Source organism: Lacipirellula sp., assembly GCF_965279485.1.
Lineage (GTDB): Bacteria > Planctomycetota > Planctomycetia > Pirellulales > Lacipirellulaceae > Lacipirellula.
In genome coordinates this window covers 2413262-2430869 of record NZ_CBDIIC010000002.1, presented here as the reverse complement: position 1 = coordinate 2430869, position 17608 = coordinate 2413262, and the positions used below count along the sequence as shown (strand labels likewise).

Sequence of the window (17608 nt, the reverse complement as noted above, 5' to 3'; positions counted from 1 at the left end):
CTCTCAGTTATAAGTCTCTCGCAGAGGCGCGGAGGCGCAGAGAATACGCTAAGAAGAAGTTAGGGGGGCACTGACGGCGTTATTAGTGTTCTGTGTCCTTCGTGTTTCCTCTGCGCCTTTGCGCCTCTGCGAGAGACAATAATCCCACGTCAATCAAGGATGCGGCGGCCACTCCGACGGCGTAGCAGAGTAAATCGCTCCAGAGGAAGCCGTGGCCGAGGGCTAGCGCGCCGAGGCGGGTGGCGCGGATCGAGTCGATCCAGGGGGCGTGGTAGAGCTGACTCAGTTCGACGGTGAACGAGATGCCGTAGGCGATGGCGGCGAGCGTTGTCGTTCGCGCGCGGGGCAACGCGATGCTTGCCAGCCAGTAGACCATCGTCGCCCATAAGGCGTCGCCGGCGTACGCGGCGATGAACGGCGGCAACTGGTCGCCGTAGCGGCGCGAGGCGAGGCCGAGGGCGATGGTGGCCGCTAGCAAGACGGCGTTAAGGCTGCGCGAGCGCGGCGCTGGATGACCTTCGTTAACCAACCTCATCGGCCGCCTTGCGTCGCGCGAGCTGCGACGTTGCCCCGCGTTTGGCCCACCAGCCGACGTTTGTGCCTTCAAGGTTGAGATCTCGCAACGATTCGATCGCGTCAACCACGGCAAGCGATCGATTCGTAATCGGCGTGCGCGAGAGGTCGAGGCGGCGGAGTTGTTGGAAGATGCTGAGGTGCATCACGTCGTCGTCACTGAGCCGGCAGCCGGGGAGTTCGAGGGCTGCGAGTTCGCGGAGCGACGGGTAGCTGTGGACGAGGGCATCGATGAACGGCGTCGCGTCGGGCGAGTCGGCGAAGCGGATCGTCGTCACGTGCTCGGTGAGTTGGGCGAAATCGCCGTAGGAATTTTCTAGCCAGTCGGGCGAGTACGCGGTGACGGTGGCGCCGAGTTGCTCAAGTCGCGCGATCGCGTCTTGCAGCGCGGCGTAGCGGGCCATCTTGCCGGCGATCCAGCCGCGGCGGTCTTGGCGGAATTCGAGGTAGGCTTGGGCCCGCTCGAAGGCCTGATGCACGGCGTTGAAGGCTTCGGTCGAGCCGCCGCGATCGGGATGAGTGGCGCGGGCCTTCTCGCGATAGGCCTGCATGACGTCCTCGATGGCGTAGGGGGGCGCCAGGCCGAGGGTGACCATGAACTCGGGGCGGTGGTCGTGAGAGTCTGGCATCGGTAGGCGGAGTTGAGTTCGAGCTGGAAGCGAAACTTTATCTAAGCGAGATCTTCGGTATTCAGGAGACGCGCCGCATGGTGAACGGCGACCAAATACACGCATTCGCCTTCTGAGCGATAAATGATTCGGTAATTGCCTTGAACAAGTTGGCGATAAGTGCCGCTGTCATCCTCAGGAATTACTCCGCCAAGTTTAGGATGTTCTTGCAGTACCTCGACTCGGTTAACAATCTTTTCCGCGAATCGGCACGCGGCTACTGGCGCATCCTTGGCAATAAACTTCAGCAGCTGCTCAAGGTCGTCTAGCGCCTGCTGCGCCCAGATCAAGCGAGCCATTTTTGCAGCCGCTGTTTGGCCTCGTCATGGGGGACGACTTCCCCTGCCTCGATCTGGCGTTCCCCGATTTCAATTTTCTCTAGGAGATAGACCTTCTCCAGAAAGGCGTCGACGTTCACGTCGTCGGGGAAGGAGTCGAGGACTTGCTGGACTTGTTGCTTTCGCATGACCGGGCTCGCGTTAGGGCTCGTTGCCTACCGGGAAATTATACCACGGCGCTAAATGAGCGTGCACTACCGGGGAAATCAACGCAAGCGTGCGTTAATCGCCAGAAACAGCTGCCGTGAAACCAGCACGGAAAAGCCTGCTTGGCCGTGAAGGAGCTTGTCAGGTAATTCGCTCTTCAACGGAGTACCCCATGCTCTGGTCTGAATACCAAAGCTCGTACCAAGGTTCCGCATCCTTCAGCGTGAGTGCAGTGCATCGCAGTGGTGGGATGCGGTAGGCGGGGTCGCTGGGCCACGCAATAGTCCACGGATTCACTACAATCGCGGCGTCGGAATCAGCCTGGTAGAGGTAGTACGACTCTCGAAAGAACTCCTCGTACGCCTCGACGTCTTCGTCTTGAAGTTTCCAATACTCGAATCGCGTTAACCCGAACGACTGCAGCCAGTCCTCGATCTCGCGTGATCCGAAAAGGCAGAGTGCGTAGAACGGCGGGACGCATTTAGCGCGATATGCGTAGAGGGGGATGCCGCTGCATTCGTAGTCCTTCGCAACCCGGACGCCTTCGTCGTGTACGCGGAAGAACCGTCTACCATCAGCCTGGGCGTACTCAAAAACAGCTACAGCGCCCCGTTTCGGCAATTCCAGTTCCGTTAGGAGGTCTTCATCGAAGCTAAACAGATGTTTGCGCGATCTTAAGGCGACGTCGCGGCGCGAGACCTCATTCGGTAGGTCTGCGCGAACGCCGCCCCAGTACCCGACGACGCCACGTTCGTTGGGTGTTTCGCTTAGAATAAAAACATCACGGGTAAGGCGTTCGGCCTCGGACTTAAGAAGTTCGATCATGCCGTGGCTCACACATTGTAGGCGCCCAACCTACGCCCCGTACTTGCCCAACCGCGCGGCATTCGCCAGCGCCAGCGTCATGAGGTGCTTCGCCTCAAATTGCCCCAGCCCGCCGCGTAGACAGTCGCGTTCGCCGAATTGTTCGACGCCGTCGGTGCGGCAGTTCTTCGCCCACAGCAGCGTCGGCACCGGGTGCCAGCTGTGGCTGGCGAGCATGCTCGGCGTGCTGTGGTCGCCGGTGGCGATGAACACGTCCGGCTTGAGGGCCATGATCTTCGGCACGGCGGCGTCGAATTCTTCGGTCCGCTTCACCTTCGCGTCGAAGTTGCCGTCTTCGCCGGTGCTGTCGGTGTACTTGAAGTGGATGAAGAAGAAGTCGTACTTATCCCAGTTCTCTTTGAGGACTTGCATTTGCTCGTCGAGCGTCTTCGCGTGGCCGAGGATGTCCATGCCGACGAGTTGGGCGAGGCCCTTGTACATCGGGTAGACGGCGATGGCGGCGGCGCGGAGGCCGTAGACCTCTTCGTAGCTCGGGATGCTCGGCTTGCTGGCGACGCCGCGGAGGGTGCAGCCGTTGGCCTTCTTCTCGGCCTTGAGGAGTTCTTGCGCCTGGCGGACGAATTCCTTGAGGATCTTCGCGGTCGCTTCGCTCTCCGGGTTGCCGGCGACGGGGTCGAGCGGCGGGACGCCGGTGACTTGCGGGTCGGTGTCGTGCACGAAGTCGCCGAGCTTGCCCTTGTTGGCGCCGGTGCCGCGGAGGACGACGACGAAGCGGTGTTCCTTCACCGGCTCGACGAAGATCTGCACGTCGGGGATCTTCACTTCACGCAGCTTGATGGCGAGCGGTGCGGACTCTTCGCTGGCGATGCGACCGGCGCGGCGGTCGCTAATTTTGCCGGCGGCGTCGAGCGTGCAGAAGTTCGCGCGGATGGCGACGTCGCCTTCTTCAAGCTTGAAGCCGATGCCGGTCGCTTCGAGGGCGCCGCGGCCGATGAGGTAAGTGATCGGATCGTAACCGAACAAGCCGAGGTGGCCCGGGCCGCTGCCGGGGGCGATGCCGGGCGCGACGGGGATGCTGCTGCCGCAGACGCCTTCGCGAACGAGCTTGTCGAGGTTGGGGGTCTTCGCGGTTTCGAGTTCGGTGAGCCCGCCCGGTTGTTGCGGCAGGCCGCCCAGGCCGTCGGCGACGAACATGACGATCTTCGAGTCGTTCTTGACGAAAAGCTGACGGGTGAGGGCGTGGGTATCCATGGCGGGCAGACTATCGGCTGGAGGGTGTGAGGAAACAGCGAACCCGTGATTTTAACGGGCGGCTGCGACCGGGGGCAGGGGCACTTGCCGGGGGGGCGGGGATGGGGAGGATATGGGGAATCCTTCGGGCGAAATGCGAACCACGAAGGCTCGAAGAAACGAAGGACGCACGAAGGAAAAAGCAGAAGGACGAGTTAGAAGTTTCGGCGGGGCGCTGCTGATTGACGCTGATATGACGCTAATTGAAAAAGAGTTCTGATATTCATTGGCGTCCCATCAGCGTTCATCAGCGGTGGTGAAATCTTTGTTTCTTCGTGCGTCCTTCGTGTCTTCACGCCTTTGTGGTTTAATCCAAGCTCCAACGTCGCTCACTAAGCTGACAGCTCATTCAGATAAGTAAGGAAATCCGTAATGGCCGATCAACTCATTTCGTACGACCCGAGCGGGGTGTTTTTGCCGGAGCACGGAATCACGCCAGCGCAATTGGCCGACCTGGCGGGACATCTGGATGAAGCTCGCGACGAAGTGCTCGCCGACGCGCAGCTGTGGGCCGACGGCGTTGAACCTTCGGCCGAGAAGAATCCGCTCGATGCGGGGTTCCATGAACTGCCCGATCGGTTGCTGGGCGACTTCCGCTCGCATGGCGCGAAGAGCGAGTTGGCCCGTATTAAGGCGGCGGCTGATCGTTTGAGCGCCGAGACCCAGAGCGTCGTCGTGCTGGGCATCGGCGGTTCGTACATGGGCGCTCGGGCGCTGCTCGAGGCGTGCTGCCACCAGTACTACAACGAAGTCGAGCCGGCGATGCGTCGCGGCCGGCCGCGGATTTACTTCGAAGGGAACAACGTCGACAACGACGCGCTGCTCGACCTGCAACGGCTGCTGCAAAGCCGCGGCGATCAGTGGGGCCTGGTGTGCATCAGCAAGAGCGGCGGCACGCTGGAAACGGCGGCCGCGTTCCGCATTCTGCTGCACGACCTGACGGCGTCGCTCGGCAAAGACGCTGGCGACATCGCCAAGTATGTGATCCCGGTGACCGGGACGAGCGGCAAGTTGTTCGAACTGTCGAAGGCCCTCGGCTGCAAAGAAGTCTTTGAAGTTCCCGACGGCGTCGGTGGACGATTCTCGGTTCTCTCGGCGGTTGGCTTGATGCCGGCGGCGCTGTTGGGACTCGACATCGAACGGCTGCTGATGGGCGCCGCGGCGATGAACGAACATTTCCGCAACAACGGCCCGGCGACGAACATCGTCCTGCAGTACGTCGGCGTCTGCCACCTGATGGAAGAGCTGCGCGGCTGCTACACCCGCATCCTCTCAACGTGGGGCAAGCGGCTCGAAGCGGCCGGCCTGTGGTACGACCAGTTGCTGGCCGAGAGTCTCGGCAAGCACGAAGTCGGCGCGTTGCCGCTCACTGTGGTAAACACCCGCGATCTTCACAGTCGCGGGCAGCAGCACCAGGAGGGCGCCCGCGACAAGCTGATCACGAACTTGATCGTCGATACCCCGAGCCGCGGAGCGATCAAGATCGGCTCGAGCGATCGCAATCAGGACGGGCTGAACGAACTCGCGGAGAAGAGCATTCTGCAGGTGCTCGCGGCTGCGATCGAGGGAACAAACCAGGCGTACCGCGAAGCGAATCGCCCGACGGCGGACATTCACTTGCCGCAGCTGGACGAGTACACGCTGGGGCAGTTCTTCCAGTTCATGATGCTCGCCACGGTGGTTGAGGGGCGGCTCATCGGCATCAATCCCTACGGCCAGCCGGGGGTTGAGGCTTATAAGAAGAATATGAACGCGATCCTGCGGCGCTGATCGTCCGCTAAGAAATCTCTCGCAGAGGCGCGGAGGCGCAGAGGAAATTCCTTGATAGCCGCGAAGAGGCGCAAAACCCACAAAAGGGAGAGCAAGTTCGCTCTTCTCGCGTCTTTTGTGCCTCTTTGCTGCTGTTCTCTGCGCCTCCGCGCCTCTGCGAGAGATCTTTACCGCGGCTTCAGAATCTTATCGAAGGCCTTGTTCAGCTCTTCGCCGATGATACCGCCCGCCGCTTGTTGAGCCGCTTGTGTGACGAAGCTGCCGACCGCGCGGTTGTCGACTTGGGGCTTGGCGAACGTGCCGGTGACGGGGATCTGAATCACCTGGCCGACGAGCGACTGCAGCGCCGGCTTGCTGCCGACCCATTTTTGTTGGATCGGCACCTCGATGACGATGTTGAGCGTTTCGTCGAAGCCGACCGAGCCGTTCGAGCGGACCGGGACGTCGTCGATCAGGAACTCGAGATTCTTGTGATAGACGCGGCCGTCGACGATCGTGACGTCGATCGCCTTCTCGCTCATCGTCAGGCCTTTGATCGGCTCGGCCGTGGCGGTCGGCGCCCGATTCGGGGCGACGGCGCCAATGATGCCGCCGATCCCTTGGTTGATATTGCCGAGGCCCTGGTTCAGGTTATCGGTGAGATTCTGGCCGATGTTCTGGCTGTTCTTGCTGAGGGCGTCGATCTGCTGAATGAGCACGGCGATGTTTTGAATCATCGGGCCCGGCGTCACGGCGAGATTGTGAACGGTCAGGCGACCATCGAGTCGGCCGGCCTTCGGTTGACGGAGCGGAATTTTAGCTTCGTTGAGGAAGAACGAGAACGAACCTTCCGTCCGCGCGGCGCCGGCGATAATCGGGGCGGCGTACTTGAGCATCCGCTCGCTGACTTCGGGCGAGATCGCGACGTTCGAAATCGTTTGCCCGGACGCCAACTCGAGCACCTGCGGATTCGCATCGAGCAGCACGCGCGGCGTCAGGCTGACGCGGCCCGTCTCGCCGACGGTGAGTTGCAACGGCGTGAAGTTCGCTTGCCCGTCTTGAACCTTGGCGTTCAGCTGGGCCGGCCCGATGGGCAGGCCGAAGACGTTCGCGGCGCTCCAGCCGGTGGCGGTGTCGAGCGTCCAACGACGTGACCAGTGGGCGAGCGGAGCAGTGGAGATCGGCAGCGCGGTAGGCGCGGCAACGGTGGTTGAGATCGGCATGGCCGATCCGTTCCACTCGTTGGCGTTGTTGAGCGGCGGCGTGGTGGGGAATGCTTCGCCGGAACCGTTCGTCGGAATGGGAACGCCGGGAATCGCTCCCCCGGATCCTCCCGGCGAGGCTGGGGAGGCGGAAGCGTACAGCTGGCCATTGGCGACGAGCTTCGCTTGGTTCGCGCCGGTGATCTGAATGTTCGGGCCGAGGTACGCGGTTAGCAGGCGAGCTAGTTCCGCGGCGTCGTAGGTAAAGTTGATGTCGCCCTTCACGAGGCCGGCCGTGCGGAGTTGGTCGATCGAGCCGCCGCCGTCGAGCTTCATTGTCTTGCCAGTGACGTGCATGTCGCTCAACTGCAGCCGATCGTCGGCGTTGGTGTACGACGCTTGCGTGGCGAAGTCGATGCGGGGTTCGTTCCAAGCAAGCGAGCCATCGGCGGCGTTGACCAACTGGAACGGAGCCGACGAACCGCGAATCGTGGCGGTCGCGCGTTGAGCGTCGCTGGCGAGCTGCAAAAGCCCTTCGAACTGTCCGCGCGGCCGGACGCCGTCGCTGGTTGGGCCGCCAAGCAAATCGCCCCACGCAGACATGCGATCGAAATCGCCGCGGAACGCGACCTCGCCGCGGGCGGTCGGCGGGCCAACGTCGGCGAACTGGACGGAGACTTCTCGCGTGCCGAAAGCGATTGAGCTGCTGCTGAGTTGATATGCCTTTGAGGTGAACTGGCGCGTGGCGGCTTCCCAGCGGAAGTCGCCGGCGGCTTGGATTTCTTGCTCGACGATTCGCGTCGTGCCGACCTGCGCGGCAAATTCTTTGACATTAAACTGCGATTGGTCGACTTGCAGCAATCCCGGCGCCGCGCGGAGTTGGGCGTCGATAGTCGATTGGCCGGCGAGTTGTTCCGGCACGCCGGCGACCCATGGCCGCAACCGGCCGGCCCAGCGTTCGAGCGGGCCGTTGCCGCTGATCTTCACGAACCACGAGCGGTTGGCGTCGGCGAGATTGATCGGTTCGAGCAGTTCGGCGGCCAGACGGTCGTCGGGACCGATGACCGAGAGAGTCGCTTTGTCGATCCGTTGTGGTTGGTACTGCAGTCGCGAACCGTCAGCTTGGATTTCGACGCGAACTTGCGGGTCGTTCCAGACGACCTTGCCCGCGCGGCGAACGTCGATTTGCTGCAGGTCGAGTTCGGCGCCGGCGGCGAAGCGATCGGCGCCAGTGTCGCGGATCGAAAACTTGCCGGAACCAGTGCCCTGCAATTGCCACGCGGAGAGATCTTGGAACTGGCCGAGTTCTTCGGCGAGTTCGGCGAGATTGAATTCGAGGTTGCCTTCGAGCCCGCCCGACGTGCCGTCGGCGGTGGCGCTGGCAAAGGTCGAACGGAGCAACGCCCGCTGGAGCTGCGGGCCAGCGGCGGTCTCAATGGCGTCGACGCCGACTTCAAACGGTTTCGTCCAGCGGATGGGGCGCTGGCCGTCGGTACCGACGAGGTTTTGCAGCGCGGCCGCGGCCGTCCAGGTGCGGCTGGCGCCAGTCTTTTCGCTGCGGGCGGTGATTTCCATGCTGCCGGCGTCGACCTGCACGCCGGGGCGAAGGCGCAACGTGCGAGGCAGCATCCGCGTCAGTTGCGGCAACTCGGCACGGGCGGTGATCGTCGCGTCGCTTGTGGGGAGCGACTTCAGACTGAGCTGTTGAATCTCTTGCAGGTTGAACTCGCCGTTGAGTTGCGCCTGCAGCCAGTCGCCGTTGGCGGTGCAATTGCGAGCGGTGAGGCGGTCGCCAGCGAGCGTCGCGTCGAGCTTGATCGCGGTGCTGGCGAGTTCGAGCAAGTCACCCGAGAGGGCGACGGCGGTGAAGCGGAGATTCGCGGCGTCGATGTTTCCCTTCGCGGCCACCCAACCGCCGGGGGCCATCACGCTGTTCGCAGCAACCGGCGCCGTGGGATCGACTGGCGGCAACGCCCACGCGACGTTGAGGTCGGCAGAAGCGTCACCAGTGACCTTAGCGCCGGGCAGCACCCGCGCGAGCCACGGCTCGATCGGCGCAAGCGGCAGGCGATCGGCGATCAGCTGCATCGTCTGGCTGTTGGTCGCCGGAGCGCCGTTGACGGGCGCCGCGGGTGCGAGGTGAAACTTGAAGCGACCCGCTTGGTCGGCTACTGCAGCGGGCGCAGGCAGGCCGGCGGTGGCAGGGGGGCCAAGCCGCATGACGCCGTCGGCGACGACGTCCCAACCGGCGGAGGGGAGCGGTTTTGCCGTGGCCGCGAGGCCGACGACTTGCCACTGCTGGCCGGTCGCGAGGTCGTGGCCGACGAGCATGCCGTCGACGATTTCGACTTCGAATGATTTCGGCGCACTGGGGCCGCCGCCCGACTCTTGCGCTGATTGGACAGCTGCCGCGGCGATTTGTGCGACGAGGTCTTCGACGCTGCTGCCGCCGTCGCGAGTTTCAACGTGGAGCACCGGGCGCGTGAGTGTGATCTTGCCTAAGGCGTTGGCGTTCGAGAGGAAGCCGATCAGCGAACGATTCGTCTGGATGCTTTCAGCTTCAAACTGATGCGTTCCCTTGGCGTCGATGAACACGACGCCGCCGAGGGCTTGGCTGCCGGTCCACGAGAATACGGCGTCGCGAGCCGTGAGCCTGCCGACCGTCGCTGGAACTGCTTTGGCAAGAAGGGAATTGCGGAGGGGCGAATTGGCGATGATCGTCGGCGCCGCGACGGCCAGAGCGATCAGGGCTCCGAGGACGGAGAGAAATTTCCAACGACCGCCGCGGCGGCGTCGCGCGCGACGCGACGAGGGAAGTTCGTCCACGTCGAGCTGATCGTCGTCGGTGAGTCGTCGCCGTCTGGCCATGGGTTCGCCTGGAAATGAAGGCGCGCGAGCGCAACGGGCGCCGGCGCGGGCGAACGGATTCTAGGCGCAGCGGTCGCGGCGTCCTAGGCGAGTTGGGCGGCTCGGGTGCTAGCAACTGCTGGGCGAGTAGCTACTGAGCGTGTAGCTGTCATCCCGAGCGGAGCGAGGGATCTAGACCAATCGAGCGGTGCTAGATGTTTCGCTTCGCTCGGAATGACTCAGAAATCGCCGATCAGGCTGACAGTCTAAAACCGGTGTGCTTAACCGACCGGGGCGTTCCAGAGAAACTTGCCCGTGTCGCGGAGGGCGACGATTTGCTGCACCGAGTGGTCGCTCTTCCGTTCGACTGCCTCGAACGAATTGAACGCATTGTGCGGCGTGCAGATGACGTCGTCGCGGCGGGCGAGTTCCAGCGTGGCTTGTACCTCGGCGTCGTCGGAGGGCTGCTTCGTGCGGAGGGCGACGGCGAGCTTCGACTCGTGGTTATAAACGTCCATGCCGACGGCGCTCAGTTGGCCGGCGTCGAGCGCGGCGACGAGTTCGGCCGAGGGGCTCAGCTCGCCGCGGGAGACGTTGACGAAGACCGCGCCGCGTTTCACCTGCTTCCACTGAGCAGCGCTGAAGTAGCCGTGGTTCGAGGCGTTGAGATCCATCGCACAGACCAGCACGTCGGCCTGCGGCAGCGCTTCCTCGATCGAGACGTAGTTCACGTCGGCGTGCGTCGGGGCGCGGTCAACGGCGACGACATGCATGCCGAGCGCGGCGCCGATGCGGCAGACTTCGCGACCGATGTGCCCGACGCCGACGACCGCCAAGGTGCGGCCTTCGCATTCAAAACCGGTGATGCCGTCGCGATGGAAGTCGTGGAACTGTCGCATTTGCACGGGTAAGCGGCGTAGGAGCGACATCCAGAGCAGCATCGCCTGCTCGGCGACGGCGCGATGGCAGTAAAGCGGCAAGTAGCCGAGCGCGACTGGCGCCTGCGTCGCGGCGGCGTAGGCCGTGAGGTGATCGTAGCCGGTGCTGCGCGAGATGATCGCCTGCAGCTCGGGCGCCCACGCGAGCGGGAGGATCGACTGCGTGCGGACCGAGATCACCCGGGCCGGCGGCGTGGCGTGGCCGGCTTCCTGAATGGTGAGATCGGTGTAGCCGGCCGTGAACGACGCGGGGAGCAACCGGCGCAGAGCTTCGGCTTCTTCTTCAAACGCTTCGTAGAAATAGACGTCTAGCATGCAGAAAAATCTCTCGCAGAGGCGCGGAGGCGCAGAGTGGATCGCTGAACAAAACTAGCGTGGTCCAACGCAAGCGATCATGTCCTCTGACAATTCTAACCGGCCAGAGCCCGTTCCTCTGCGGCTCTGCGCCTCTGCGAGAGAAATTCCCGCATCACGGAAGACTCCGCCGGTCAAAGCTCGAAGTTGAACGTTCGAGACAGGTACCGCCAGACGCGTTGGATGACCGTTTTGGGGGCGACGTCGATGCGGGCGGCGCCGGTGAGGCCGTTGTTGAGCAAGTCCTGGGCGTTATTGAGCCGGGCGGTGACCTGGAACGACGTGTTCAGCGGGCTGATCGAGCCGTCGGGGTTCTGCTGGGCTGCGAGGGAGCCGCCGTTGGTGCTGGCGAGTCGCGTTGGCGCGGCGGTGACATGCTCGCCGCTGATGCTGGAGATCTGCGTCTTGAACACATGGTACGCCGATTCTTCGAACATCAGCTGCACTTCCTGGCCATCCTTTACGAGATCGCTGTCGTCCTGGTCGACGATCATCACCGCTTCCCATTCATTGGGATCGCCGATCATGCAGATGAGATTTTGTTGACCTTGCGGCGAAAGGCTGGAGCCGATGTTGCGCTCGTCGAGCGGGGTGCCGGTCCACTGGGGAAGCTCGGCGGCATCGGTGCGGGGGCGTTGGAGCGTGCGGAGCGGCGGGATCACGACGCCGTCGCGCGGCGCGACGATCGTGAGCCGCGTGAGGTCGGTTTCTTTTTGGGCGAGCTCGCGAATCACGCCGTCGAGCTTCTTGCGTGCAGTGTCGTAGTCGCCCGCGGCCTTGTCGGCCTTTGACGGCTGGTAAAGCAGCGAATCGAGATTTTCGATTTCCGTTTCGAGTGCGGCGCGTTCGCCTTGGAGGCGGGCGATCTCCATTTCCAGATCGAGGTTTTCGAGTTGGGCGATCAAGTCGCCCTTTTTTACGTGCTGGCCAGACTTGACGCCGATTTTCACGAGTCGACCGGGGACTTCGACGTAGACGTTCTCGGCGTCGTAGGGCTGCAGTTCGAAGGGCGACATTACGTGCATCGGCAGCGGAACGAGGAACAGCGACGCGACGATGCCGGCCAGCAGCGACAAGGTGATGTAGAGTCGAACCCGCTTCACCTTGCTCCACCTCCCGGGGACGCGAAAGAATTTCCAGACGGCCATCGCTGGCATGACGAACATGCCGTAGATCGAGGCAATCGCGAGCGCTTGCCCCAGCACCTTCAAGCCATACGGCTCGAACACCTTATTCAAGAAAAACAAAATCGAGAAGAGGACCACCCAACGGTAGAGGGCCGAGGCGATGGTGTAGAGGGCGAACAACGCCTGATGACGCTTGGGAAGGAACGGGTCTTCCTGCTCTTCGAGCCCCAGACACCATTTGCCGAGCTTGCGGTTGAGGATTGTGCTCGCCTTCTGCCGCAGGTTGGGGATTTCGAGGATATCGCTGAGGATGTAGTAGCCGTCGTAACGGAGCAAGGGATTCGCGTTGAACATGATCGTGCTCACCGAGCTGACGAACATCACGTTCAAGCAGAAGTAATTCAGCGGCCCCGGCTGGCTGAACCACCAAATGAAGGTGCATATCGACGCGAGGCAGACTTCGACGTACATCCCTGCCGCGCCGATCGCAGCGCGATGCCAACGATTGGGGAGCATCCACGAGTCGGAGACGTTGCAGTACAGGCACGGCGTCATCACCAGAAACATGACGCCCATCTCGTGGCACTCGCCGCCGAAATGTTTGCACGACATGCCGTGGCCGAACTCGTGGAGAATCTTCGTCGCGGTGAGCGTGATGGCCAGAGCCAGCCAGTTTTGCGCAGAGAAGAACGAATTGAAGTCAGGCAGTCGCGACTTGAAAATGTCGAACTGAACGATCACTAGCGACAGAGCCGCCGCGGCGAGCATCAGCGCGCCGATCGTCGCCGCTGGCGTGAAGAACCAGCGCACGTACGGGTAGAGCCAGTTCAGCAGCCGCTCGGGGTCGATGCCCCGCATGCGGAACGCCATCACGTTGCTGAGGGCGCCGAGCAGTTCGCGGCGTTTCTTTTCGTCGCGACGTTCTTTGAGCGCCCAGCCTTGGCCGGTGGCGTCGGAGAGCACGAGGCCGCTCTTGTGGAGCATGCCGATAAAGTTCTGCAGTTCTTCGACGCGGATGGTTTGCGGCGGGAATTCGGCTTCGAATTGCTGGGCGATGTCGTCGAGGCTCGACTTGCCGTCAAGCATCTGCAGGATCGCGAACTCTTCCTCTTCGAAGCGGAAATACTGCAACCCGACCGGATCTTTCACAACCCAGTAGGTGCGGCCCTGGTAGCGCTGCTTGCGAAACTTCAGGTCGGGGCGAGCGCGGATCGTGAGCTTGCGCGACGAGCTAGAGACGATGCTGTCGGCAAGGGTGGGCATGGGGAGGACGTGATCGGTGACTGGTGATCTGTGATCGGTGGCGGAATCTCGTTCCCACGCTTCGCGTGGGAACGTTGGATTCGACGCTCTGCGTCATTCAACTTGTTGAATTGTTGGTTGGTTCAAATACATGCCGCGGAGCGGCGGAACGCGCGTCGCCACGCGGAGCGTGGGACGAGGTTTGCGCGCCGAGGTCACTTCGCTGGCGCCGCGATGCCGCGGGCTTGCGGCTGCGCCGGCTGGCTGGCGTGGATCGTCATCTCAGCAAACAACCCCGGTCGTACCAGCCAGTAGTCGCCTTCGCGCTTGTTCTGAATCTCGGCGCGAACCAAGTACTCCTGGTTCACAGGATTCACCGTCTGGCTGACGTACGTGACTCGGCCCGGCAGCGTCACCTGGCGATCGCGGGCGAGTCGGACGCTGACGGTCACGGGCTTGCCCGCGAGTTCGGAGGGGTCGAATTTCTTAGCATCGACGCGGCTCTCCACGCGGAGAACGTCGAACTTCACGAGCCGCAAAATCGGATCGCCCGGATTGACCCACTGCGATTCCTTTTGGAAGAGCTGCTGGACTTCGCCTTCGAACGGGGCCTTGATGATGCGGCGGTCGAGACCAATCTCGGCGACTTTTAATTCAGCGCTTTTAACAGCCGCTTCCTTTTTGGCGATGATTTGATCCTTCCGGGCTTTATCGATTTGCAGGTTCGAACGATCGAAGACCAGCTTCTTCTGGAGGATCTGGATGTCGGTCACGGCGTTGCGCTGATCGGTATTGGCGGCGACGTCTTTCTTCCAGTCAACTTCGGCGACGTCGCGGGCCAGGATCGCATACTGTTCTTCAACTTTATCGTTCGCCCGTTCCGTGGCGGCGTCGAGCGTCAGCTTGGCGGCATCGACTTGCGCTAGTGCCAGACGTTCGTCGATTGTCGCCAGCACGCCTTTCTGGCCAACGCGGTCGCCTTCCTTTACCGCTAGTTTGACGAGCGTCCCTTCAGCCTCGGCGGAGATGATCGAGTCTTCCTCGGCCGTGATCGACGCGCCGCTGAAGACGGGGTCGCCATTGGCGTCGACCCGCTCTTGATTACCGAGCCGATATGTCGGCATCTCTGCCACTTGAGCGAAGAGAGCCAGAATCACGAGGAGGGAAGATGACATTGGATACTCCGTTTGTCAGTAGTCAGTGGTCCCTGGTCAGTTGCGGAATACATTGAGTACCGCTCGCAACTGACTACTAACCACGGACAACGGACGCCTTTACATTCTGAACAAAATTCGCGACTGGATGAATTCCCACAACTCGTGGAACCAGACGTAGCCGATCGGCTTTGTGCCGCAGCGGATTTTGGCTCTCACGTCGGCGCCGACTTTGAGGTGTTCTTTCAGAGCAGCAATCGCCTGCTCGGTGGCGACGCCCTCGGGGCCAAGCTTGGCTAGTTCCGTCTGGTCGAACGCTACGGTCATCGGCACGAGGTTGCCTTTTTCGCCCTCAGCCTCGGCCGAGGGGGCGATGTAGGTGACGCGACCGGCGAGTTTGTCTTCGACATCGACGTTCGTTTTGAGGATGAAGGTGACTTCCAACTGGGCCTTGGGGTCTTTGGCCTGCAACTCGTGCAGCTGGGCGCGAATGTGGCCCATCTTTGCTTCGGGGACCTTGAGCTCGAGCTCCCAGTCCTGCGTCATGTCGGCGATTTCCATGATCTTCGTGCCAGTGCCGACAGGGCGATTGCGCAGTAGCTCTTGAACTTTACGCGTGACGACGTTGCCGTCGATCGGGCTGGTGATCTTGAGCCGAGCTTCTTGCTCGTCGAGGATCTGCAACTGCTTCTGCAGCGTCAGCGCTCGCGTTTGGATCTGGATGATCTGGCTTTGTATATCGAGCAGGTCGGCTTCCGGCGTGCGTGCTTTGTCGAGCGACCCCTCTTGAGCTCGCTTTGAACGGTAGTCTTGCTCGTTGGTGGCGATTTCACCCTCTAGCTGCGCCCGTTGGTCCTCCAAAGGCGAACTCCGCTGCTTAGCGAGTAGCTCGCCCTTCTTCACCGCCTGACCTTCCGTGACGTACACGTCGGTAATGCGCCCGTCGGCCGCGGCGAAAACGTTCGCACGGACTTCCGGCTGTAGCTTGCCGTCGGCGGTGACGTTGAAATCCCACGGAAAGAGCCACATTGCCAGGGCGGCGGCGACGATGGCAATCGACGCGAGAATGGTCTTCGGCAGATTGCGGGCCGTGACCAGCACGCGGCTTTGGCCAATCAAGCGCCAGAGGGGCAGCAAGAACAAGCCTTCGTGCGCTTGAGCGTTCGTGAGCGCGGTGGCGCTGTGACGGCGAACGACGTCGACCCGCTGCATCAACCCGTCCGGGGCGCGGCTGTCGACGAGTTGTTCAATAATGATCGCGCCGAGCATGTTCTCGCGTTTGCGGTCGCGCGTTTTGTCGTCCGCATGCGGATCGTGCTCGCGGATCGGCAAGACGGCGATTTGCTTCGTATGCGATTCGTCGACGTACTCGTTAACGGCCTTCTCGACTTGCGGGGCGAGATTTTGCGAGTCGCCCGTGTACCACAGGTCCTCGCCGCTGCGGACAACGACCGTGGCGAGGTTGCGCAACATGCGGACGACGTTCGAGCGTTTGTCGAAGGTGTCTTGGCCGCTGATCGCTTCGACGACGTACGAACTTCCCTTGCGGAGGACGACGGTGACGCGATCGCAGCCGATCAGCCGGCGGCCTTCGTTGGCGATTGTGAAGGCGGTCTGCCGCGAATCGAGCCGCGTGTGGACCGACGCGGTGAAGCTTTCGAGTTGCTCCCACAGCGACTGCTTCGTGACGAAGTGGCGCAGGCGGCGAGTTTTGAGGTACTCGCCGGCGATCTCGCACATCTGCACGAGGAAGCGAAGGTAGCCGCGCTGGGTGGTCGGCCGGGCGCCGACACGTTGGAAGATTTCAACGAGGCCGTCGACGCCGCGATCGGTTTTGATCGGAGCGACGACCAGCAGATATTCGGTCGGGTTGGCGGCGCCTGCATCCTCGGGGCCTTCGCCGGCGCCGGAGTGGGGCGGAATGATAAGCGGCTCGCCCCGCTGGGCGATGCTTGCCAGCAGCTTGCCGTGCTGGATCTGAGCCGCCTGGCTGGCAGCTAGTCCGGTCTGCTGGAGGTTGACCTGATACTGCAGCTTGAAGGGTTGCCCCTCTTCGAGCGTCCAGACAACGCCGCCGATGGCTGCTAGCGCGGAGATTGATTTTTCGAGGAGGGCGGCGAAGAAGTCGGTCTCTTCGATTTCGCTCTTAGAAAGAGCGACGACCTCTTGGACGAGTGCCTGGATCTCCTGCTTCGCGCGATTGACGGCATCATCATCGGGTTGCGACGCGCTGCTCACGTGTTCGGGAGTCCGTGTGCTCATGGATATCGAAAGAAGGGCTCAACGGCGGAGCCGTCGGAAGTCGGCGAAAAAGGAGCCGCCGTCCGCCCATGCTGGCAGGGGCGGTCGAGGGCAATTTTTCAATTCTCACGCCTTGCCCGCCGGCAGTCAAATTGTTGGTAGACAACGACTTGGGGGCAATTTGCGATGACCTTGCCGGCATTTTGGCAGGAGTCGCCTCGCCGCGGCCTATTTCAGTTTTTGCCAGGAAAGAGACTCGCCCTCCGCATTTTCGGCAAGATCAATCCAATCGGGCCGAAGAAGCTGGAATATCGTTGCGAATGCTGGCGCCCCTTCCGGGGTGGCGTGCCAGGAAGGAACAGCGGCAAACGGGCCCGCAATCGGCGTAAATCACTGCAAAACCGTGACTTCTGCCTGTTGGACGGTGGGTTCCCGAATGCTAGGATTGTCGGATGTGCCGATGTACAGGGTTCGCTGACTGCGCGCCTGCTGTTGGGCGGCGAGTGGCGTTCCTTAGGCAACGAGACCAACGTTTTTATGGCAAAGCAAAAAGAAGAGGCCCTTGAAGTTGAAGGGGTCGTGACCCAGGCGCTAGCGAATACGCGCTTCCGCGTCGAAATCGAGGGGGGGCATCAAGTCACCGCTCACGTCGCCGGTCGCATGCGAAAGAACTTCATCCGCATCGTCCCGGGCGACAAGGTTCGCGTCGAACTCTCGCCGTACGACCTGACCAAGGGCCGCATTACGTTCCGCGAACGCTAAGCCGTCGCCAGCGCTGGGGGGCGCTATCACACGCTGCGGCACGACTGCGCGCAAGACGAGCGCAGCTTGAACGCATGACTGCGCCGCAGTATTGACCGGTGCAGACGCCGCGAGGTTGCCGGCGTCCGCGCACCGACCATTGATGCGATGG

General features: G+C 62.2%; 13 protein-coding genes. 2 read left to right on the top strand and 11 right to left on the bottom strand.

Going from position 1 to position 17608, the window contains the following annotated elements; translation table 11 throughout:
* Positions 1 to 82 precede the first annotated feature (82 nt).
* The 6 genes from ACQY7R_RS17425 to ACQY7R_RS17400 form a co-directional block, all read right to left on the bottom strand.
* Positions 83 to 535 (bottom strand): DUF2809 domain-containing protein, encoded by a 453-nt coding sequence (locus tag ACQY7R_RS17425; protein ID WP_428306843.1) that lies wholly within the window; start codon positions 533 to 535, stop codon positions 83 to 85.
* Positions 522 to 1202 carry a hypothetical protein gene (locus ACQY7R_RS17420; protein WP_428306842.1) on the bottom strand — a complete coding sequence of 227 codons (681 nt, stop codon included), beginning with the start codon at positions 1200 to 1202 and terminating at the stop codon, positions 522 to 524. Before ACQY7R_RS17420 ends, ACQY7R_RS17425 begins: the two co-directional genes overlap by 14 nt.
* A 41-nt stretch (positions 1203 to 1243) precedes the next feature.
* Entirely contained in the window at positions 1244 to 1540 is a 297-nt protein-coding gene (locus ACQY7R_RS17415) for a type II toxin-antitoxin system RelE/ParE family toxin (protein WP_428306841.1), read from the bottom strand.
* Positions 1528 to 1707 (bottom strand): hypothetical protein, encoded by a 180-nt coding sequence (locus ACQY7R_RS17410; RefSeq protein WP_428306840.1) that lies wholly within the window; start codon positions 1705 to 1707, stop codon positions 1528 to 1530. The genes ACQY7R_RS17415 and ACQY7R_RS17410 overlap by 13 nt, the downstream gene beginning before the upstream one ends.
* A 160-nt stretch (positions 1708 to 1867) precedes the next feature.
* On the bottom strand, positions 1868 to 2551 hold the full coding sequence (locus ACQY7R_RS17405) for a hypothetical protein (RefSeq protein ID WP_428306839.1): 684 nt from the start codon (positions 2549 to 2551) through the stop codon (positions 1868 to 1870).
* A gap of 30 nt (positions 2552 to 2581) precedes the next feature.
* A complete protein-coding gene (locus tag ACQY7R_RS17400; RefSeq protein WP_428306838.1) occupies positions 2582 to 3802 on the bottom strand; it encodes a 2,3-bisphosphoglycerate-independent phosphoglycerate mutase in 1221 nt (406 codons plus the stop codon).
* Positions 3803 to 4213: 411 nt separating this feature from the next.
* Here ACQY7R_RS17400 and ACQY7R_RS17395 point away from each other — a divergent pair, with 411 nt between their 5' ends.
* Complete coding sequence (locus ACQY7R_RS17395; protein ID WP_428306837.1) at positions 4214 to 5611, top strand: glucose-6-phosphate isomerase; 1398 nt, start codon at positions 4214 to 4216, stop codon at positions 5609 to 5611.
* Positions 5612 to 5778: 167 nt separating this feature from the next.
* On the opposite strand, the gene ACQY7R_RS17390 is transcribed toward ACQY7R_RS17395, so the two are convergent.
* From ACQY7R_RS17390 to ACQY7R_RS17370, 5 genes are all read right to left on the bottom strand, one after another.
* Positions 5779 to 9660, bottom strand: coding sequence for a hypothetical protein (locus tag ACQY7R_RS17390; protein WP_428306836.1), 3882 nt, complete (start codon positions 9658 to 9660; stop codon positions 5779 to 5781).
* Positions 9661 to 9920: 260 nt separating this feature from the next.
* Entirely contained in the window at positions 9921 to 10892 is a 972-nt protein-coding gene (locus ACQY7R_RS17385; protein ID WP_428306835.1) for an NAD(P)-dependent oxidoreductase, read from the bottom strand.
* Positions 10893 to 11065: 173 nt separating this feature from the next.
* Complete coding sequence (locus tag ACQY7R_RS17380) at positions 11066 to 13321, bottom strand: biotin/lipoyl-binding protein (protein WP_428306834.1); 2256 nt, start codon at positions 13319 to 13321, stop codon at positions 11066 to 11068.
* Between the two features lie 194 nt (positions 13322 to 13515).
* Entirely contained in the window at positions 13516 to 14475 is a 960-nt protein-coding gene (locus ACQY7R_RS17375; protein WP_428306833.1) for an efflux RND transporter periplasmic adaptor subunit, read from the bottom strand.
* A 99-nt stretch (positions 14476 to 14574) separates the two neighbouring features.
* Positions 14575 to 16716: an efflux RND transporter periplasmic adaptor subunit gene (locus ACQY7R_RS17370; RefSeq protein ID WP_428306832.1), complete on the bottom strand. Its 2142-nt coding sequence runs from the start codon at positions 16714 to 16716 to the stop codon at positions 14575 to 14577.
* Positions 16717 to 17232: 516 nt separating this feature from the next.
* Between ACQY7R_RS17370 and infA the strand changes: the two genes are divergently transcribed.
* Positions 17233 to 17457 (top strand): translation initiation factor IF-1, encoded by a 225-nt coding sequence (gene infA, locus ACQY7R_RS17365; RefSeq protein ID WP_428306831.1) that lies wholly within the window; start codon positions 17233 to 17235, stop codon positions 17455 to 17457.
* Positions 17458 to 17608 lie beyond the last annotated feature (151 nt).